The sequence below is a fragment of the Neobacillus sp. PS2-9 genome (assembly GCF_030915525.1).
Lineage (GTDB): Bacteria > Bacillota > Bacilli > Bacillales > Cytobacillaceae > Neobacillus.
This window is the reverse complement of sequence record NZ_CP133269.1, coordinates 2,728,032-2,749,608: the sequence shown is the minus strand read 5'-3', so window position 1 is coordinate 2,749,608 and position 21,577 is coordinate 2,728,032. Positions and strand designations below refer to the sequence as shown.

Sequence of the window (21,577 nt, the reverse complement as noted above, 5' to 3'; positions counted from 1 at the left end):
GTATTACAATAGAAAATATAGATTAATAATAAATTATGATTTTGTTACATTCATTTCTTTTCTGATCAGAGGCGATTTAGTTTGAATGATTATTTAAATATTCCTTTCTACTATTTGAATATACAAAAAGATATATATAGCGCAACTCTTCAAGAGGCGTTCCAAAAAGCAGATTTATTACAATATCTTCGAGAAGTGTATCAGTCAGATATTACTCTCTTTTATAACATCCGTGACGAATTAATTCTTCGAGGAATCGAATTTAAAGATCAACATCAAAATAACGTATTTCCCGCATTACAGTATGAAATTAAACATATCATTAGTACAGATCAACCGGGAGACAACTATTTGGATATTGATAATTCGGTTACCGGTATTCAGACTCTTGTTAATCGGTACAAACCTGAGTCCGATTATTTTTTTCTGAATATCCCACTAGAAGGCTTAGCCTACTTCTTAAACAAGGATGCTTCTTTCCTAGCCAAACAATTAGAAAGGGCGGGGTTTATTATTACTCCAGTTGCGGACTTTACTTTGAAGGATTTCAGTCTAGACAAAGAAGATTCACTAGAAAAAGAGGAAGAAGATCTAGAAGTTTCACCGGTTCAAGATGATATATTAATAAAAGAATGCTTTGCAGGTCGGGAATACTGGGCATTCAACGATTATTGTCATAAGCATAAAAAGAAGTATTTTTCACAGCTTACTATTGACTTTATCGAAAACTTTCAACATGTAAGAGGTGTAGGAAGAACAAAATACAATAGATTATTAGAATACCTCGAGGAACTAAAGGAAGAAAGGAACATTACACTTGGACAAATTACAAAACCGAAAAAAATAGTTTCTATGACCCCGATGGAGTATTTCACTAACAATCGTCTGAAACGAGTGTTAGAAAGAAAACAAGTAGATTACTTACGGTTCCTGGATGAGATTTATGTCACTGAAGAGAAGAACATATATTCAACAGTTGAAACAGAAGTAATAAAGGAAAAATGTGATTACGTAAAAAAATTAATCGATGAAATCAATCAGGAAGAAGAGGAAAGACAGTTTTTAGAGCTTCAGGTATCAATAAAAAATCACCCGAACTATCCATATTTAATGGAATTGACAAAAGGAAATGTTAAGCGACTATTACATTTATCCTTTGATGAATCTGAAGACAATATTCACATTTTTGAAATGGTAGAAAATATCAAGTATGCCGATGAATTGTCGTTAATTTACAGCGGTTTAAATAAATTTAAGCGTGTAAATGAGAGAATCGCTGCTATGAAGAACTTGTTGGATGAACGTACCTGGGAAATCGTTATCAGTCGTTTAGTTAAATCCCTTCAAGAAATTGGGGAGCAGGTAGGACTGACTAGGGAGAGAGTAAGGCAAATCGAACTAAAAGCTTTAGGGAAGCTACAGCAGCAAGGAAAACTACTTTACTTAGAGATTTACTTTAATCACTTTTTGCAAAATGATATGAGCATGAAGATTGAAGCATTTATGGAAAAGCTTGAAATTGATCCAAGCTTTAAAGAAATATTCACAATTTGTGTTTCTCAAAATGAACACTTAGAGTTAAAGGATGGAGTTCTTATTAATAAGAGTTTACATGATTATGTTTTAACCCAGCAAGGTGAGATTCGTGGATGGGACAAAACCCTGCTGGATGCTGCCGAAGTGTTAGAACAATTTAATAGTGAGGGAGAATATGAATTTACCATTCAATCTATTGATAAGCTGTTGGACGAAATTGGTTATGTTCGTAAAAACTCCTTGTATTTTAAACATACAATAAAATTACCAGATCAAATTACGTATCTGTTTAAGCATAAACTTACCGGACCCCTAGAAATGACGGATGAGGGGTTCGAATATCTGCAAGAGCTGATGAGTGAGGTATTTAATGATCAATTTGAAAGTGGGAAACGGGCTGCTGTTGCTCGAATTAGAGATACAAAGAATGTGATTTTAGTCGATGGTAATACGTTCATGTATTATGATTTAAATTCTGTTCCTCAGGAGCTTATTGATCAAATCGAAAGCGCTATCGAAAGCGCGTTAGAGATCGAGAAGATGGTTACAGCTAATACCCTTTATCAACGCAATCTCGAAACTTGGAAACGTTACAATATAAATTCGCATTTCCAACTTTATAGTATTTTGCAATATCATTTTGCTGATGTGTATGTCATTGGGAAAGGAAATACATTAGGAATTTTCCGTTCAAATCAGGCAAAGGTCGATATTGAAAATGTTCTCATTTCCCAGCTGGAAAGGGACGGTGGCGTTCTTTCTAAAAAGGAAATATTAGATCATTTTAAATGGCCAGCATATAAATTAGAGCAGCTTTTAGCTCGTTCCAGAGAATTAATTGTAGTAGAAGAAGATAGATTGGATGGCTATGGGGTGAGAATATTTTCTTCCTTTAGTTTTACTGAGGACGAATTAGAAAAGCTACGAAACTTTACCTTGGATTTTATAGAAGAGGACTACTTGTTCCCAAACGATTTATTTATTGAAATGGAATTCGACGATGAGCTAAGTGATATCTTAGCAAAACGGAATATTACCAATCTATATACCTTTGTATCTATCATAAAATGGTTATTCCCGGATCTACGTGGATTCCCGCAGCTTTTATATCTAAAGGAAAGTGAAGTCAATTCGATTGAACAAGCCATTAGTCAAAGGTTTGATACCATTTTAAGACGTGATGAATTAGAAGATTTCTTAGAGGAAAAGGGTTATGCGAAAAGCAGTATATCCAGCGTAACTGCTTCCCTTTTAGAAGAAAAGCTTTTCTATAATTATACTGCGTATCAATATATTAATAGCAAACAAGTTGACTTTAATGACCAAGTGATGCAAAGCTTAAAGGTCTATTTACAAAAGTCATTTAAGGATAAGTCTTATTTGCCAGCACTTGATTTAAAAGGCTATACGACGGATGTGCTGCCGGTTTCAAGTTTTGTTTGGCAGCCACAGCTCATTACAGCCTTTGCTCAGGAGGTAGGTTATCGCTATATTCGTACCATTTCTGATTATCGTTATAATAAGTGGATCTTAGTACGTGACGACTTGAATGTAACGAACTACGAGGAGCTTGTGCACTTTGTCATTACAAATGAATATGAAGGTAATTTCCATGAAAGAGAGGTTGCGAAATTTTTGGCTGAGCGTAAGCTAGCACATAACCCATACCAGTTGCCGATTGAAATTAAAACGAGCAAATATTTTGTGATGAAGGACTTAGGATTTATTGAAGTGAAGGAGCGAAATGATGGAGTTAACCGATCTACAACTACAGTATAAATATCGTTCTGACTTTCATACTATTCACCGTGATTTTTATGAAAAATGTTTGTATACAAGTGTTCGCTATGATAGGGCAGCCGGTTATTTTTCGAGTGAGAGCCTGAAAATGATTGCCAAGGGATTAGAGGTTTTCCTGTACAATGGCGGGCATATTCGAATCGTTGCCAATCCGCAGCTTACCTCTGAGGATATTAATGCCATTGAAAAAGGATACAAAGCAAAGGGGGATGTCATTGAGGGTTCGTTGCTCCGTGCAATAGAGTCTTCCGCTCAATCTATCGAAGAAAATACATTAAATGTCTTAGCATGGCTCATTTACAACAATCAACTCGAAATTAAAATTGCTTTTACCAATAATCATGCGCTCTACCATGAAAAGTTTGGATTATTTGAAGATTTAGCTGGTAATACTGTTGCATTTTCGGGTTCTGCAAATGAAACAGTCGGTGGAGTTAAAAACAACTTTGAGAAAATTGACGTCTATTTACCTAATGAAGACCAACATCGAATTGAAGATATGAAAGAAGATTTTAAGAGGCTTTGGTATAACGAGACAAACGGTTTAACTATCATTGATGTACCAAATATCGTACGTGAAAAGTTAATGGAGTATAAAGGGGAAAAGCCGAAACAGCCAAAGTTGAAGCAGGAAATCGTTCCGCATAGTTATCAAATAGAAGCTATCAATGCTTTAAAATCAAATGGCTGGAAAGGCATCTTAGAAATGGCCACAGGTACCGGAAAAACGATTACCAGCTTACTTGCAATGTCCCAATACAAGAAGGACAATCAACGGGCTTTCGTGATTATTTTTGCACCTTTTAAGCATTTAGTGGATCAGTGGAAAAAGGAATGTGAACGTTTCGAAGTGAAGTTCCCAACGCTCTGTTATGAATCGAAGACGAAGTGGTTGCCCGAACTAGAAGCGGAAGTGCGTAATTTTAACTTGGGGATTACCGATTTGCATGTTGTGATTACCACCTATGATGCGGCAGCTAATACCGAATTCGTTGCGCAAGTTTCGAAGTTGCAGGAGCATGTGTTTTTAATTGCGGATGAATGTCATTATTTAGGGTCGCAGCAGTTTAGAAAATTATCCTTTGCCAATATAAAGGCACGTTTAGGATTATCAGCTACACCTGATCGATGGTGGGATGAGACTGGTACCATGTTTTTAAAAGATTTCTTTAAAGATGTAGTCTATACATATTCTCTAGATGAAGCCATTGCGGCTAATAAGCTAACACCTTACACCTATGAGCCACACATTGTTAGTTTAACAGACAGCGAGCTTGACACTTATAACAAATTAACTCGACGGATAATTAACCAATACAATCAAAAGGATCCTAATGAGGACCAGCTAAGTACATTGAATCGGAAGCGTGCGCTTATTTTGGCAAAGGCCTGGGGGAAAATACCGAGTCTACTTTCTATGCTGGAAGAAAAAGGTGTAGGGAATATTTACCATACAATTGTTTACTGTGCTGAAAATCAAGTTAATGAGTTAACGGTTACACTGAGTCAATTAGGATTAAAGGTGCATAAATTTGATTCAACTGTTCCAACTAAGGAACGCCAACGTATTTTAGTTGCTTTTGCAAATGAAGAGATTCAAGTCCTTGTTGCAATTAAATGTTTAGACGAGGGTGTGGATGTGCCAAGTACAAGGGTTGCTTACTTTTTAGCGAGTACTTCAAATCCTAGAGAGTTTATTCAACGCCGGGGTCGCATTTTAAGGAAGTCACTTGGGAAGCATCTCGCTGAAATTCATGATTTCATCGTATTCCCTCAAGATGTGGATGAAAAGACGTTTACCATGATCGCCAAAAAGGAATTGCCGCGATTTGCTGAGTTTTGTGGAAGTGCGATAAATCGCTCTTCCGCCAAAAATAAAGTTTTACCCTATATTTCACCTTATAATTTAAATCATTTGATGGATATGAAGCCATGGGATGTATATAAAGAAATGAAGGAGGCATTTGACCGTGACTACTATTTTGAATAAAGAACTTCAAGCACGATTAGATCAGCTGGAAGAACCAAATAAAAGTTTACTAGAAAAGCTCCTGATTGATATTGATCAAATCAATCAGAAGGATGAAGTAAGGGCTACTTTACGTAATCGTATTCGAGAAAGTGTAACGATGGAGATGAGAAAATGAAACTATTAGAACTAGAAATGGAAAACTTCCGTCAATATATGGGAAAGCAAAAGGTTGAGTTTGCGTCTAATGATAAAAATATTACGATCATTTTTGGAGAAAATGGTAAAGGGAAAACGGGTATCTTCCGTGCCCTTATGTTTTGTTTATATGGGAGTACTCATATTCAACAGGACAACCCATCAGAGCCTATTCACCTTGTAAGCATGAAGCTCCTTGACAGTTCAACACGTCCTGTGAAAGCGTCGGTTCGTATTCTTTTTGAACATCGCGGCCAGCAGTATGAAATGACTCGTTCGGTACGAGGAGTAAAGCGAGGCTATCGAATTGAAGAACGCTTCGATAGTGTGAAACTAGCATCATTTGATGAAATGGGGAACTATAATCCTAACTTACTGGATAATGAACTTCGAGTACGTGAAAAAATGAATGAGATCTTGGATGAAGAAATCAAGGACTTCTTTCTGTTTGATGCGGAGAAAATTGACACGCTAGCTAAAACGGACGCACAGGTCAAAAAAGAAGTGAAAACTGCCATTTTTAAGCTGCTTCAGATTAATAACGTGGAAGAAGCAAAAGCCCTTTTAGATACTCTATTTAACTCAGAAAAGGCTGCGGCAATTCGCAGTGCTGGAAACATAAACATTGAAGCCAAGCAAAGGGAAATCGAAGCAGAAAAAGAAAATATTGCTGGCATTACCGAATTAATAAACCAGCTGGAAATTGACCAGAAAGAAAATAATAAACTCATTGATAAATATAATTTACAACTTTCTCAAAATGAAGGAATTAGGATTATCCAAGAGCGGATTAAAATGTATCAAGACCAACTGACAATGAAAACGAATCACTTAAATGATTTAAAAGCACAAGCGGTTGAGGTATTAAAAAAGGATGCAGCTTTCCTATTATTTAACAGCTCTTTCCAAAATGTAAAAAATTATTTAAGTCAGCTCGTTTCTCAACAAGGCAGTATTGTGCCGGCAGATGTATTAGAGCAATCATTAGTTAATCATGTATGTGCTTGCTGTAACAATGATCTGAGTCTTCACTCGGAAAATTTAGAGTATGTGAAGGCATTGAAAGAAAACTATACTCGCTCAGAATTAACAGCTATGTCAAGCTCTATAAAAAATATGATTGTTGATAAGGAAAATCATTACAACGAAACTGAACAAACCATTATGAGTTTGCTGCGAAAAATGAACGAAATCGAGCGTGAGCGCAAAGAAATTATTCGGGATATTGACGTCCAGAAAAAGGAAATTGGCTCCCGTGCAGAAACGGAACTTAATTTAGATAAGATTAAGCAAGCGTTAGAAAATGAAACAGCTAACCTAACGAGAACCAGAGCGAATATCATTGCTAAAAAAGAGGCGCTCGCTACTGCGGAAACTAAACTAGTAAACTTAGAAAAAGAATTAAAAGAAATGATGCGTAACAACGAAAGCTTATTATTTGATTCAAAAGTAATCGAGCGCATCGACAGTTTACGCCAAGACATCAAAGATATTTCAAATGAATTTAGTACGACGATGCGTCATAAGCTGCGTGATTTAACAACTGATATCTTTAAAAAATTAATCGACCGAAAAGACGTTAACTTAATTAGTAGCATCAACATTAACGATAAATTTGAGCTTGAAATTATTGGGGGAGAGGGAATCGAAATTACCCAAGATATTTCACAGGGACAGCGGCAAATCGTTGCATTATCGTTTATTACTGCACTTGCACAAGTAGCAACAGGAGATAATATGACGATTACGTTTCCATTGTTCATGGATTCCCCATTTAACCGTATTAGTGGTGTAAACCGTGATCAGTTAATCATGAATATCCCGAACTTAACATCGCAGTGGGTTTTATTATTAACTGACACAGAGCTTACAACTAGCGAGGAACGCGTGTTCAAAGAGGAAGGCCGTCTCGGCAAATTCTATCGGATCAATCAAATTGAGCCGATGAACGCGAAGTTGGAAGAAGTAAGCCTACATGAAGCATTAACAACTAGGGGGATGTAGCCATGGATTTTTTACAAAATCAAATGTTAATGTACACAAGCAAAAAATATGAAAACATTTATATGTTATTAAATCAAGAATACGATTTTGCGTATCACCGTTTATTTTTAATGTGTGCAGCATTAGGAGCTCGTAGAAGCTACAGCATAGGTGTAGAAGAAAAGGGGCGTGAGTTCCGTTCCAATTATTTTAATAGTGATGAGCGAAACTTGGCATATTCGATCATTCTAAATAACGAGTCACAAGGGAAAGACTTGGATCGTTTTAATGATAAAGCTTTTTATGCGGAAGCGCGTAAACTATTAGAAAACTATTCGGAAGGTGGCATGGAGATTCTAGTAAATGAAGTGTTAAAAGAAAAGTGGAACGGAATTAAGCTTGATGAAACTTATAAAAACTATCCGATAGATATTTTAAATTACCTAATTGCAACATTAAAAGCCGTACCTTTCTAGATCTAAATAAGCTCTGCTTTAAGCAGGGCTTATTTTTTTAGCCATTTTTTTTTTATTATTGTTTTAAAGGGAAAAAACAACAACTATAAATATTTTGATACAATACATTTTTATAGTTAATCTTATGGAGAATGAAAACTTGCCTTTTTATAATCTATAAGTTGGACTGATTAGAATATATTGTTTCAAAAGAGTCTATTTTTTTACAATAAGATTATTTAATTTTCAGCATAATTTTTCTATGAAAGAAAAGAACTATTGATTTTGGAGGAAGGCAATGATCCATAACCTCAACTGTTCCTTCTACATATGGTTTATCTTTGGGATGCCGAATACAAGCAGGCAAGAAAAATCGATTGGTATTGTTCGGCCATTTCATGATAGGAACGATTAATATTGGGATCTGTTCAAAAGGCCTTTGGTTAGACCTTTTTTAAAATTATCAAGTTCAACCATTCTAGGGACGTATCCGAAATATTCAAATGCTTGAATGTGAGCTGTAATTCAACTATTTATATCCGTCGATATAAGGCTTCTACATATGTGTATTGACCAAATGGAAGTACAGGCTTCAAAGACATAAGCAGAAAAACTTTGTCCTGGGATATTGTCTTTACTGGTAGCTGTTTCACTGACCAATTTGATAAGGTGTTCACTAACTTCCTATGGATTAAATGTTGGTAGTACTCTTTACGGTGCTAAGCTAATGAATTTGTATTAGAAAAAGATTAAAAACGATGTCGAATTATGGTAAAATGAATATGAAATATTTTACAAATTTTAGAAGAAATCTGAGGAGAAATAATGATAAAAATAAAAAGTGTTTTTATTAAAAGATACAGATCAATAATGGAATTAGCATTAAATGTCGATGATGACAACAATTATATAACAATATGTGGAGAAAATAATGCAGGAAAGACAAATACTCTTCGCGCAATTGATTTATTTTTTAATCCTGAAAAGTACCATGCGGAAATAGACTCTCCCTATCATAAGTATTATGGTTCAAGAGGAGGTGCAGTCTATCCTGAAATTACAATTGAATTTCTTGTAGATGGTATAGATAGAATAAAAGTAAAAAGAGAATTTGATAATGACACACTGAGTAAAACAACAGGAGAAAGACTTAAAGTTGCTGGTGTTAGGGATAAGAAGCAAAAAATGACTGATAAAGATGTAACCGCATTCTTAAAGAAAATAAATTTCTTTTTTGTCGAATCTGTTAATATTTCTTTACCTAAACTAATTAATGGTGTTATTGATGAAATTTATGATTTAGAGTATGAAAAAAGCCAATTTAGAGGGTTAAAAAAAGAATTAAAAGATTCATTTGATAATTATATAAAGGGTTTATTGGAGATATTAAATAAACTAGCAGATGAAATAAATCCTGTATTTAAACAGTATAAAGAAGACTGGGGAGTTGGATTCGATCTTACATCAGATATAAAAAAGTTTAGAGATCTTATTACAGATGATGTTCAATTTTATATTAATGATCAATCAAATAAAAGAATAGATGCTAAAGGAGCCGGCTTGCAAAGACTAGCATACATTCTTTTGCACTTTAGAATTATAGAAAAAATGAATAATAAATCAGTAATTTTATTAATAGATGAACCGGATGTATATCTGCATCAAGGACTTCAAAAGATGCTATTCAATGATCTTCAGCTACTGACAAAGACAGCACAAACTTTTGTAACATCCCATTCACAAGTATTTATAGATACTTATACTATGAAAAATGTATTCTTATTAGATTTAGATATCACTTCCAGATATTTTGATAGAAAAAAACAAAATTTTAGTGTATTAGAAACAAAGGTTGTGAATTTAGATAATGAAGATGGTGCAAAGAAAATAAAAGAGTATTTAGGAATTACAGAAGAGGATTATCAGTTGTTAGATAAGTATAATTTAATTGTAGAAGGAGAGACAGATAAAAAATACATTGAAGAATTATCCTCTTTCTTTAAGTTAAGTACTCCAAAAATTATTTCTGCTAATGGCGCTGATAATATTGAAAAGTATTTAGAGTTTTATAATTCTTTTTATCAAAATTCTGATCCAAAAATTCAAACTCCTTCAGTATTAATATTAATGGATAATGATAACAAAGGAAGAGAAGTGTATAAAAAACTAATAAGCTTAAAAAAGAAAGCGAAGTACAAATACATCAATATTGAGATTCAACTTATTCCAAATTTTTTAGGTGAACGTCCAAATGGTGAAAATATAGAAAAAATTAATTCAGATCTCCAAATCGAAGATTTTATATACCCTAGGGTATTTTGTTTTCTGGTAAATGAGTTATTAAGAAAGAAAAATCTCAAACTAATTAATGGTGAAGAGGTTGCTAAGAAAATAGAAAGACCTGCACATAAAGATAGGGGAATTTTGCATATGGTTGAAAATGAAAAGAATGATAAAAATCCAGAGTTTGGACAAGTACTTAACTTTGTTAGTTCGAGTTATGCGTCAGAACAAGTAAAAAGCGGTTTGTCAGGGTTTTTTAATATTAAAGGAAACAGAGCGATTTCACAATTGCTGATTGCGGAAGACGAAAAATATCCCGAGGTAAGAAAATTTCTTGAGGACATTTCTGATTGGAAGAATTACGTCAAATAATAATCAGGCAATCCAAACTTGTATTACTGAATTTAATGGAATTCTCATATACAAATACTGTATAAAAGAATATTCAGTGAATTTACGGGTTTAAGGTAGGGGTTGAACACCTCACAGGTTATAATTAAATGAGGCTCAGATTCTTAATAAATAGGGTTTGAGCTTTTTACTATTCATCCGCATTTCATTAGAGTATTTATTTTACCGTATACACTACGATTGGCAAACTAAGATAATTTTTAAAAATTTCAATTCACTTTTCCCATTTTAATACTTCCTTCGATATAATATAAATAATATTTATTTATCATCGGAGGTAAAGTAGAATGCCAATATACAACAAACTAGTCAGGGACCGCATTCCAAAAGTCATTGAAAGCACTGGAAAACAGTTTACCACAAGAATATTAGATAACGAAGAATACATAAAAGAATTAAAAAACAAAAGCTTTGAAGAACTTGAAGAGTATGTAAATGCTGAAAATGATCAGGATGCTATTGAAGAATTAGCTGATCTATTGGAAATTATCCATGCACTGGCTGAATGCCATGGTGCATCTATAGAAAAGGTAGAAAAAGTACGACAAAAGAAGGCCGAAAAGCGGGGTGGCTTTAAGGAGAAAATCTTTTTAATTGAGGTTGAAGATGAGTAAGGTCCAGCTCATAACACATGATCTAGGCAGCGAACTAATTGAGAAGATTGAATGTGCTGATACTGTTTGTATTTTATCTTCCTTTGTGATGAAGTCAGGGGTGCATTATTTAAAGGAAGCTATAAAAAGGGCAGCGCAAAATGGTGCTGATATTAAGATTTGCACTGGTGATTATCTCTATATTACACAACCAGAAGCTTTGGAAGAGTTACTGTCAATTGATGAGCGGATAAGCATACGTATTTGGAAAAGTAACGGTGTCTCTTTTCATCCAAAGGCCTACCTTTTTCAATCAACCGAACATGATACTCTGTTTATTGGGTCATCTAATCTTTCACGCTCCGCATTGAATCATGGTGTGGAGTGGAACCTTTCAGTCCGTGATGAGAAAGAAGTCTTTGATGAAGCACTAACAGAGTTTTTAAATGTTTTTTATTCTGATCGTACAGGCTCATTAAATAAGGAAACTCTAGCTGAATATAAAACTGCTTATAATGAATACCATCGTAAATATCCCAATCTATCCCGTAAATGGACAGAGCTAGAGGAATTAGATTTAATGCTTCCTTCTAAAGAGGAAAATCAGCCCCAGGTTGTCTTAGAAGATCCAGTCGTATATGAAAGTGCGATTCAGCCTAGATTTGCACAGATTGAAGCACTAGAGGAATTAAACAAAACACTCGAAGAAGAGTACAATAAAGCACTGGTGGTAATGGCAACTGGACTGGGAAAAACATATTTAGCAGGATTTTTTGCGCAAAACTATAAGAAAATTCTTTTTGTGGCCCATCGTGAAGAGATCCTTTATCAAGCTAGAGATTCCTTTAAAAGGATTATGCCAGAAAAACAATATGGCATTTACAATGGGAAAATCAAAGAGAGTCAAGCTGATGCAGTATTTGCATCCATCTATACCTTAAGTATAAAAAAACATCTTGAGCAATTTCAACCGGATGAATTTGATCTGATCATCGTTGATGAATTCCATCATGCAGCTGCAGATTCCTATAAGAGTGCCCTTGAATATTTCCAACCGAGATTTCTGTTAGGAATTACTGCTACACCTGATAGAAATGACAATAGAGATGTTTACGCCATTTGCGATGGAAACGTGGCCTTTCGATTAGATTTTTTAGAAGCAATTAACCGGAGATGGTTAGCACCTTTTAAGTATTTGGGAGTGTATGATGATACAGATTATAGTCAGATTACCTGGCTGGGAAATCGATATGATGAAGAAGAATTACTTCTAGCACAATTAAAAGAGGAATTGGCTCTTAAGGTACTCCGTGCCTGGGAAGAGAATAAGCAGGCGAAAACCTTAAGCTTTTGTTCTTCCATTAGACAAGCAGACTTCCTTTCAAATTTTTTCAATAAGCATGGGCATAAAACCGTTAGCCTTCATTCACAACAAACGGGGACAAGTAGGAAAAATGCAATTTCTCAACTTTCAAAAGGAGAAATTGATATTATCTTTACAGTCGATCTCTTTAATGAGGGTGTAGATATTCCATCTGTAGATACGCTCTTATTCGTTAGACCTACTGAATCATTGACCGTTTTTACACAACAAATTGGTCGTGGCCTTCGGTTACATCCTGGCAAGGAAGCATGTGTAATCATAGATTTAATCGGAAACTATCGAAATGCCGATATTAAACTAAGTTTATTCGACACCGAACCAGGTGAAGGGAAAACTAGGAACATCCAACCTACTTTACCGGAATTTTGTACGATCAATTTAGATGTAAATGTTATTGATCTCCTCCAAGAAATGTCCAGAAAGAGGCAGCCAAGAAGAGAAAAGCTGCTGAATGACTACTTAGAATTAAAAAAGGAGTTAGGAAGAAGGCCAACTTATTTGGAATTGCATTTAAAAGGTCGATCTGATTCTCCTCAATATAAGCAAGAGTTTCAATCCTATTTTGGATTTTTAAGATGGGCAGAAGAGCTAACCGATCGTGAAGTCGAAGTATTTGACCGTTACGAAGATTGGTTTAATGAAGTCGAAAGAACAGGTATGGCAAAAAGCTATAAAATGGTGGTCTTACTAGCAATGCTAGAACGTGGTCAATTATACTGGTTTGATGACATCACATCGAATCAAACAGCACCTTTTTTCCATCATTACCTTATGGAAAAAGAGTACCGTAAAAGAATTGACTTTTCGGATAAAGTTGCTCAAAAATTATGGAACTATGATGAAAAAGGTGTCAGCAAATTGATTTCAACAATGCCAATGACAAAATGGAGCGGCAGTTCAAAGGGCTTAATCTCATTTGATAATGATACCTTTAGTTTAAACTTTGATGTTGCTAAGGCAGATGAAGAAATACTTTTCAATTGGACCAAAGAAATATGTGAATACCGGTTGCATTATCATTTTGAGAGGAAAGCGAAGAACTTCCAGACTCATTAAGATTATAGACTAGACATTTAAAGTCCTCAAGTTAAATATGACTTGAGGACTTTTTATATATTAAAATAACGATATTTTGCAATGTATTAAAATCTTTTCATCTATTATTATATAACACCAATAAACGTAAATGGTATAATTTAACTAAACTGTAATTTAGAATAGTTATCACATGTCAATCAGTGTATTTAAGATCTTTTCATTGGTCAAAATTTATGTGGTAAATTATTTACCAAGATATTATTCATTCCATTTTAATGTAATAACATGCTAGATAAATTGATTTTAATAAATGGAAAGGTTAGGAGAGTAGATGATCATGTCATATAAAGATAGAATTAAACCAAATAATAGAGAAATGGTTATAAATAGAATTGTGCATTTAGTCGATATCCTTGGAATAAAGAAACTTTCTAGTTGGCCAGAGGTTAATTTTTTGAAAATTTCAAGCATACGAAATCAAAATAATTTAACCAATAGTATACTTTTAAGTTTGTTAGAAGAATTGGAAAGTACATTAGTAAAAAGAAGGATTGATGAGAACGTACTAAATGCAAATCCAAGTCTTTACAGTAATAATTCAATAAATAAAAGCGAAAAGGTATCTTATGTTAATGAAGAAACCACAATAATAGCAAAACAAGATTTTTCTATTGTTCAAGAACAAACACTACCATTAAATAAAGGTAAAGAAACTAAAATGATTTCATCGACATCTTGCAAGGGAAGCAATGAAAATAATAATTCCTTTATATCTGAGAATATTCATGGTAATTGGAAGGAATCAATTCCTAGAGGGATAAAGAATTCAACAGATTGGGAATTATATACAATTAACATGGCATCTTTATTCTGCAAAGAAATTTTAATATATACTATGGGAAGAACAAAGAATGAAATTGAAACTTTTTTAAAGGGTTTAGAAGGGTTTCAAGATTTAGAAGCAAAACAGGTAATAAGTAATTTCCGGAAACCAGAACAAGAATGGAGAAATAGCATTCCTGAGCTAATAAAGTACCTTGTGAAGGATTGGGATAGTATTTCTTCAGATCAACTTAAAAGTGAAGTTTTAGAAATAATTGATCAATCAAAAGGGATTGCTGTTTATTTATTTGAGGATTATTTAGGCATAATTGAAGATTTAGAAATGGGTTCTGAAACCTATGAAGATTATTTTGATAATTTAATGTACAATTCTTTAGAAATAGTCGAGAAATATAAAGGTGGAGCAGTTAGAATACCTGAAGAGGATAGGACTGAATCAACCGATGAATCTTGGAGAAAGATGGTTCCTTTTGTTTTAAAGAAACAGGTAAAAGACTGGAAAACAGATTCTATACTAGATGTTTATAATCAGGCGAAGGAAATTATGAGAAGGAGTAAGGGGGAAGAGTGGGAAGAAATTGTTGAATTCGTAACAGAAATGTCTCAAATTATTTTTGTTAAAGAAACAGAAGAAGATTCTATAGAAGATGATTATCAGTCAACAGATGAAATAGCAGAATCAATTATGAGCCTCGTTGAAATGATAATTCTACCCCGCCTAGAAGTATTAGATATATTAAAAGAAAAAGGCGGCAATGTTATTTTTGGTAATTTATGGAATGTTCCTTTTCCAGAATCTCTTACAACAGAAGTAAAGGATCGGGATAATTGGAAATGTGTAATTTGTGAGAATGAGACCGATCTCCATGTACATCATAAAATCCCAAGAAACTTAGGAGGGATTCATCATATAGATAACTTAGTGACTTTATGTGCTTCTTGCCATGGTGCAATAGAAACAGCAGACATAAATCATGCTTTTACAAAATGCTTGGCTAATTATAAAAAGCAAAAATTTAGTAAGGGAAGAAAATTTGACGAAATAACAAAGGATAAAAAACTATTAAAGGCGGAAATTGAAAATAGTTTAGATAAACTATTAATTGATTTAAATAAAAGAGATGAATTAAAATTAATGGAAGATGTAATTGGCATTATGAAACGGATAGAAATAGTTTTTTATGGATAATTAGAATTAAAGATGCTTTTAAAACTGGACAGAGTGGACAATGTGTCGTTTCTTCTTTATCCAATTTTAAAGTATAATTGATTAAACCTTAGTGAAATTTTGGATCTTCAAATGGCAAAGTTCTACAAATAAATAAAATAATCCGATTATTTCGGAGAACGCTTGCACGAAATATGGTTCAAATAAAATAGACTATCATTGCAATAGAATAAGATTTATCAAGGGTAGTTAGCACACTGCCAACAGTAGTTTTGCTAATTGGAAATATTTAACACATGAATGATTGCGATTTCTTTTGCAAGTTTAACAGTAGCAATACTTTCATTTATACAAGGATAATCCACCCTTGAGTTATTTAGTTAGGGTGGATTACACACCGATAGCTAATCACCTTTTGAGGTAACATCTATTTCTTGATTTAACATGCACTGCTATTTCCAAATATTATAATAGATGTTAAATTTTGAATTACTCCAAAATTAATTTTTCTTTAGAATTCCTTTTTTGACTAAATTAACTAATATCCCTTTATTTTTAAACCTATTGAAAGCAATTAACTTATTTAAATCCTTCACCGTTAATATTGCAGGATCCACATCAAGTTGGAATTCCTTAGTTTTCTCAATTAAAGCAATCGCAAAATCAATTTGCTTTTGAGATAGTGAATAGTCTTCCTTGTCCTTGGATTGGACTGCTGAGTTTACCTTATCTTCTAAGGTTTGTTCAATGGTTGCAGCATGCTCGCGTAATCTTGCTTCTACTAATGCTTCGACTTCCTCTTGACTAATAGATTTGACTTCAGACTCCGAAAGTTTTTGGTTTTGATTAGTATTGAATATTTTATCAAGGATTCCCTTTAACAATTTTGACACTTCACTTTCATCACATTTTCAATCTTTACCTTTGTATGAAAAGATTTCCTTCTATTCTATTATTCAAACAAATACATAAAAAGACAATACTTTTGGTAGAATTTGTTGAATAATTGCCTAATTATTGTAATTTTTTAGGTTCATGTTCCTATTTGTAGTATAATGGAGAAAAATGCAAATTTTGGAGCGGTTGTTATGGCAGTTACGATTCCAGAGACGATTCGTTCATCGGCTACAGCTGGAGAACGGTTATTTTTTCGGACGTTGAAAAACTTTTTACCCGATGATTATATCGTCTACTACGAACCTGAGATTCAAGGGAGGCGACCTGATTTTGTCATTCTTGGTCCAGACCTTGGTATGGTCGTTTTAGAGGTTAAGGATTATACGAAAAATACACTTTTTCAAGTAAACCATGATGAGTGGCATATTGTGAATGCCGCGGGTGAACAAACGGTGGTAAAGAGCCCGATGAAACAAGCGAGAGACTACATGTTTCATGTGGTAGATGTGTTGAAAAAGGATAAAAGTCTTGTTCAATTAGAGGGGAAATACAAGTTTCAATTAAAGTTCCCATTTGGACACGGTGTGGTGTTTACGAGGATGACTTCGCAGGACTTTGTTAAAAATGATCTTTACACCGTAATCGAACCTCATCTTTGTTTAACCAGGGATGAAATGGATCCAGAAAAGGATGGCTTTTCCGAAGAAGTATTAATGGAAAAGATTTTAAATATGTTCGTGGTTCCCTTTCGTTTAAGAGAGCCGCTTACCATGGATGATATAAACGCCATTCGGTATCATTTATTCCCTGAGGTACGGATCAGTGCTGAGTACAAAGCACCAGTCCCATACCAGGACCAGCTGTTGTTATCACTCCATGATATTAAAACGATGGATCTTCATCAGGAGAACCTGGCCAAACAGATAGGAGATAAAAACCGGTTGATTCGAGGAGTGGCTGGAAGCGGAAAGACGATTATTTTAGCAAGCAGAGCAAAAATGCTGTTAAAACAAAATCCAAATTGGAAGATCCTGATCCTTTGTTACAACATTTCCCTTGCCAATGCGATCCAGCAAATGATCTTTCATATGTTAAATGAACCTGAGGATTTATTTGATTATGACCCAGAGACCAAAGTGGTACAGAATCAAAATATAATTGTACGGAATTTTCATTCTTGGTTGAAGAATGATTTAAAAATAAAAGAGCAGCAGCTTCCAGAAATAATGGAGAAAATTGAAAAGGGTGAAACGATTCTTCCAACTTATGATGCAGTAATGATCGACGAGGGGCAGGATTTCGAAGGGGATTGGCTGAAGCTGGTTAGTTTGCTGATTAATGTGGATACCCAATCGCTTTTACTTGTGGAGGACCGGGCTCAGACGATTTATAAGCGGAAGAGATCTTATCTACAAGACACAGGTTTGAGCTTTCAAGGTAGGTCCAAGGTGTTATCGATTAACTACCGGAACACGCAACAAATCGTAAAGTTTGCTTGGGATTTTTACCGAAAACACTCGGTGTTTAAGAATAAGGTTGCAAGCAGGGAGCTAGACGGGGAAATTATTGCCCCCCAAAGCACGAAAAGAAAAGGACCTGAACCAGGTATTATTAAAGCGGCGAGTTTATTTGATGAAATAAGATTAGTGGCCAGACAAATGAAGATGCTGCACGAAGAGAGAAAAGTGCCTTTTGATGAAATGTTAATTCTTTATCGTGTGAAGCGAACTCACAAATACCCAGTTGTCGATTTAATTAAACGTTCGTTAAATGACTCAGGAATTCCGTTTTACTGGATCACAGAAAATGATGTTTCGAAGCGTTCTTTCAAGAAAGAAGACGGGAAGGTCAAAATCAGTACGATTGATAGCAGCAAAGGTCTGGATTTCCAAGCAGTGTTTATCGTCAATGTGGATTCCATGCCGTTTCCATTAGAGGAGGATAAAGAGAGGGAAGTATCCTTGCTTTACATAGGTATGACGAGGGCAAAACAGTATCTTTGTTTGTCTTATTCAGGGGAATCAGAGTTTACCAACTATTTGGATTCGAAATTACTGGAGCGGAAACAGATTAAAAATGATATAGAAAGAGTCAATTAAGAAAAAAGAGGCGGGAGGGCGTCTCTTTTTTTGAATATGAGGAGAGAAAGACAAGTGGATTTACTTAGTACCATCTGTGCCTTCAATTGCTAAGAAAATTATCAAAGGATCAACGTTTGGGTTTTCTTCTACTTTTGTTTATGTTGAAAAAATGCCGGTGATTTTGTTATGCAGTAAGTTGTGTCAGGCCCTTTATGAAGGTGCCTGGCATTTTTTATTCCACTCTATCTTGTTAACTACACTATTATCCGCGGTTAATTAAACTCATATTTAATTAATAGCTAACATTTAGAAATTTTAGAAAATTTTGATTTTGTAAACTGTTTTACATTCAATTGGACGGATAAACCTTATAATGAGTTAAAAGTTGGATAGTAAAAAGGTGATAAATATGAATTCGATTAAGAACTGGTTGGATGTGAAACGTGAAGCGGCTGAGTATCTTCGTCAAATCATTCGAATCAATACTAGTAATCCTCTTAAAAATGAAATGGACGCAATTCAGTATCTTGTTGAAGTGGCTGAACAGAATGGATTGTATACATACGTCCATAAAACAGATGAAAATCGGGGAAATATAGTAATTTCATTAAACCAAGATTATAGTAATCCGATTGTATTATTGTCCCATTTAGATGTTGTACCAGCAAATGAGGAAGATTGGGAGGTGCCTCCATTTAGTGGGGAAATTATCAATGACATTTTATGGGGAAGGGGAACCATTGATACAAAACAATTGACCATCACTCATCTAATGGTATTGATATTATTGAAACGTAACAACGTCCCACTTAACAGGGATATTATTATGATTGCGACCTCAGATGAGGAAAACGGGAGTCAGTTTGGGTTGCTTCCATTTTTAGAAAAACACCCTACTTTGTTTAACAATAGCATCGTATTTAACGAAGGCGGAGGGTTCCCGCTATTGATTGAGAATCAAGTTTATTATTTATGTGAACTTGGGCAAAAGGGATTGGCTAAAGTCAGAATAACAGCAAAGAACGATTTCTCATCAAATCCATATCTTCCTAACAACAATGGAATGCAGGTAATCCTTGACGCGATCAATGCTTTCCAAGAACCAAATATCTGCGAAAAGATTCCTCCAGCTACCTTAGCCTTATTTACTACAATTGCTTCATCTCAGGATTGGCATTTTTCTGAACATGAATTGGAGCTGTTTTTAAATAAAATACCACCTAACCACCTTTCTTTATTTAAAGCCATGTCAAAAACCACTTTTTCCATTACAAAATGGAATGGCGGAAAGAAGCATCCAGAATTAGTGAACCAATATGAAATTTTCTTGGATAGCAGACCGGTTCCGTCTATCAATAAAGAAGCATATGAGAAACTGCTTGAGGCCATTCTCGGTGATTTACCCGTACAATATGAGATTTTATCCTTTTCGCAAGGCTATGAGTCAGAGATTAATCATGACCATTTGGCTCTCTTTGAGCAGGAGCTTCAAACGGAGGTTCCTAATGCCAAGGTGGTTCCATTTTTATCGATTGGCGGGAGTGATTCAAGGCACTTAACGGGATATAATTCCCAAATTTATGGTTATTGTCCAATGCTGCCCGATATGAGCTTTGATAGAGTCATTAAAATGGTGCATGGGGTAAACGAAAGAATACCGTTGGAGTCACTGAGATTCGGCATTCAAAATATGTATAACATCCTTATACAAATGGAAGGAGTGTATGAAGAATGATATCTGCTGCAAATTCAATTACTTCTGAAAAATTGGAACAAGCCACACGGCTGCTAAAGGAAAATTATTTGGATACATGGCTAATCTTAACGAGGGAAGGCACGGATCCCGCCCTTCCATTATTAGTAGGAATCCGGTCAGTCCATAAAGCAGCCATTTTCATTCGAAGCAATGGGGAGCATATTGCCCTTACCTCTGTTAGTGATAAAGGAAGTTATGAATCCACAAACCTATTTACAAAAGTGCTTGTCTATGAAGCTGGTATGGAGGAGGCATTCCTTAAACTCTTTGAGGAAGTCCAGCCTCAAAAGCTTGCCTTAAATATTTCACAGAGTGACCATCTTTGCGATGGGTTAACACAAGGATTATATGTGTGGCTAGAAAATGTCATTGGAAAAGAGCGCCTAGAAGGTATGGAAGTTTCAAGTGAGTCGGTTTTGAAGAAGCTACGCAGTGTGAAAACAGCAGGAGAGCTTCAAAATATTAAGAAGGCCATTGCGTACACAACAGATATTTTTGATGAAGTATTTAAGAATATTACATGCGGAATGACAGAATTGGAAATCGGTCAATTATTTGTTGATGAGATGGGGAAAAGAGGAGTGACAAACGGTTTAGGTCATCCTAACGATCCCCCTCTTGTATGCATTGTTAGAAAAGGGCTGGCACATCGGAAACCTGCGGACCATCAGACTGAGCCTGGCGATATTGTCATAATCGACTTCAGCCTAAAGTATAGCCACTATGTATCAGACATTGCCCGAACCTGCTATTTTTTAAAACCGGGTGAAATGCAAGCGCCTGTTGAAATCCAGCATGCTTTCGATACCGCAATTGATGCCATTACAGCTTCCATAGAGACTTTAGTTTCTGGAAAGGCTGGATATGAGGTGGATGCCGTTGGAAGAAAAGTAATTGAAGATGGCGGTTATCCAACCATTCGCCATTCAGTGGGCCACCAGATTGGCCGTGCCACTCATGACGGCGGAACCATATTAGGACCCAAACGTGTACCGCCAAGACCCGAAGTTGAAGGGATTATTGAAGTTGGGGAAATCTATGCTATTGAACCAACTGTCATCCAAGATAACGGTCTTCCATGTATCTTAGTGGAAGAAAATGTTCTTGTCACTGAAAATGGACCAGCTGTTTTGAGCAAAAGACAAACTGAACTTGTACTGATTTCTGCGGAAGGTAAATAAA

13 protein-coding genes are annotated in these 21,577 nt (G+C 34.9%); 12 read left to right on the top strand and 1 reads right to left on the bottom strand.

What is annotated here, in order from left to right; translation table 11 throughout:
* Positions 1 to 81 precede the first annotated feature (81 nt).
* From RCG25_RS13855 to RCG25_RS13815, 9 genes are all read left to right on the top strand, one after another.
* A complete protein-coding gene (locus RCG25_RS13855; RefSeq protein ID WP_308079403.1) occupies positions 82 to 3,315 on the top strand; it encodes a sigma factor-like helix-turn-helix DNA-binding protein in 3,234 nt (1,077 codons plus the stop codon).
* Complete coding sequence (locus RCG25_RS13850; protein WP_308079402.1) at positions 3,281 to 5,326, top strand: DEAD/DEAH box helicase family protein; 2,046 nt, start codon at positions 3,281 to 3,283, stop codon at positions 5,324 to 5,326. The genes RCG25_RS13855 and RCG25_RS13850 overlap by 35 nt, the downstream gene beginning before the upstream one ends.
* Positions 5,307 to 5,483, top strand: a complete 177-nt coding sequence (locus RCG25_RS13845) for a hypothetical protein (RefSeq protein WP_308079401.1) — start codon at positions 5,307 to 5,309, stop codon at positions 5,481 to 5,483. The genes RCG25_RS13850 and RCG25_RS13845 overlap by 20 nt, the downstream gene beginning before the upstream one ends.
* Positions 5,480 to 7,507, top strand: a complete 2,028-nt coding sequence (locus RCG25_RS13840; RefSeq protein WP_308079400.1) for an AAA family ATPase — start codon at positions 5,480 to 5,482, stop codon at positions 7,505 to 7,507. The genes RCG25_RS13845 and RCG25_RS13840 overlap by 4 nt, the downstream gene beginning before the upstream one ends.
* A 2-nt stretch (positions 7,508 to 7,509) precedes the next feature.
* Positions 7,510 to 7,962 carry a hypothetical protein gene (locus tag RCG25_RS13835; protein WP_308079399.1) on the top strand — a complete coding sequence of 151 codons (453 nt, stop codon included), beginning with the start codon at positions 7,510 to 7,512 and terminating at the stop codon, positions 7,960 to 7,962.
* Positions 7,963 to 8,766: 804 nt separating this feature from the next.
* Entirely contained in the window at positions 8,767 to 10,596 is a 1,830-nt protein-coding gene (locus RCG25_RS13830; protein WP_308079398.1) for an ATP-dependent nuclease, read from the top strand.
* 326 nt (positions 10,597 to 10,922) lie between these two features.
* Positions 10,923 to 11,249, top strand: coding sequence for a nucleoside triphosphate pyrophosphohydrolase (locus tag RCG25_RS13825; RefSeq protein ID WP_308079397.1), 327 nt, complete (start codon positions 10,923 to 10,925; stop codon positions 11,247 to 11,249).
* On the top strand, positions 11,242 to 13,668 hold the full coding sequence (locus RCG25_RS13820) for a DEAD/DEAH box helicase family protein (protein ID WP_308079396.1): 2,427 nt from the start codon (positions 11,242 to 11,244) through the stop codon (positions 13,666 to 13,668). Before RCG25_RS13825 ends, RCG25_RS13820 begins: the two co-directional genes overlap by 8 nt.
* Before the next feature lie 319 nt (positions 13,669 to 13,987).
* Entirely contained in the window at positions 13,988 to 15,682 is a 1,695-nt protein-coding gene (locus tag RCG25_RS13815; RefSeq protein WP_308079395.1) for an HNH endonuclease, read from the top strand.
* A gap of 479 nt (positions 15,683 to 16,161) precedes the next feature.
* On the opposite strand, the gene RCG25_RS13810 is transcribed toward RCG25_RS13815, so the two are convergent.
* Positions 16,162 to 16,554: an ABC transporter ATP-binding protein gene (locus RCG25_RS13810; protein ID WP_308079394.1), complete on the bottom strand. Its 393-nt coding sequence runs from the start codon at positions 16,552 to 16,554 to the stop codon at positions 16,162 to 16,164.
* 195 nt (positions 16,555 to 16,749) lie between these two features.
* Between RCG25_RS13810 and RCG25_RS13805 the strand changes: the two genes are divergently transcribed.
* The 3 genes from RCG25_RS13805 to RCG25_RS13795 all read left to right on the top strand — a co-directional run bounded on the left by RCG25_RS13805 (position 16,750) and on the right by RCG25_RS13795 (position 21,576).
* Entirely contained in the window at positions 16,750 to 18,657 is a 1,908-nt protein-coding gene (locus tag RCG25_RS13805) for a 3'-5' exonuclease (protein WP_308079393.1), read from the top strand.
* Positions 18,658 to 19,048: 391 nt separating this feature from the next.
* The gene (locus RCG25_RS13800) at positions 19,049 to 20,374 is read left to right on the top strand and encodes a M20/M25/M40 family metallo-hydrolase (protein ID WP_308079392.1); all 1,326 of its coding nucleotides are present in this window, start codon (positions 19,049 to 19,051) and stop codon (positions 20,372 to 20,374) included.
* Positions 20,371 to 21,576: a M24 family metallopeptidase gene (locus RCG25_RS13795; protein ID WP_308079391.1), complete on the top strand. Its 1,206-nt coding sequence runs from the start codon at positions 20,371 to 20,373 to the stop codon at positions 21,574 to 21,576. The genes RCG25_RS13800 and RCG25_RS13795 overlap by 4 nt, the downstream gene beginning before the upstream one ends.
* Position 21,577: the final 1 nt, after the last annotated feature.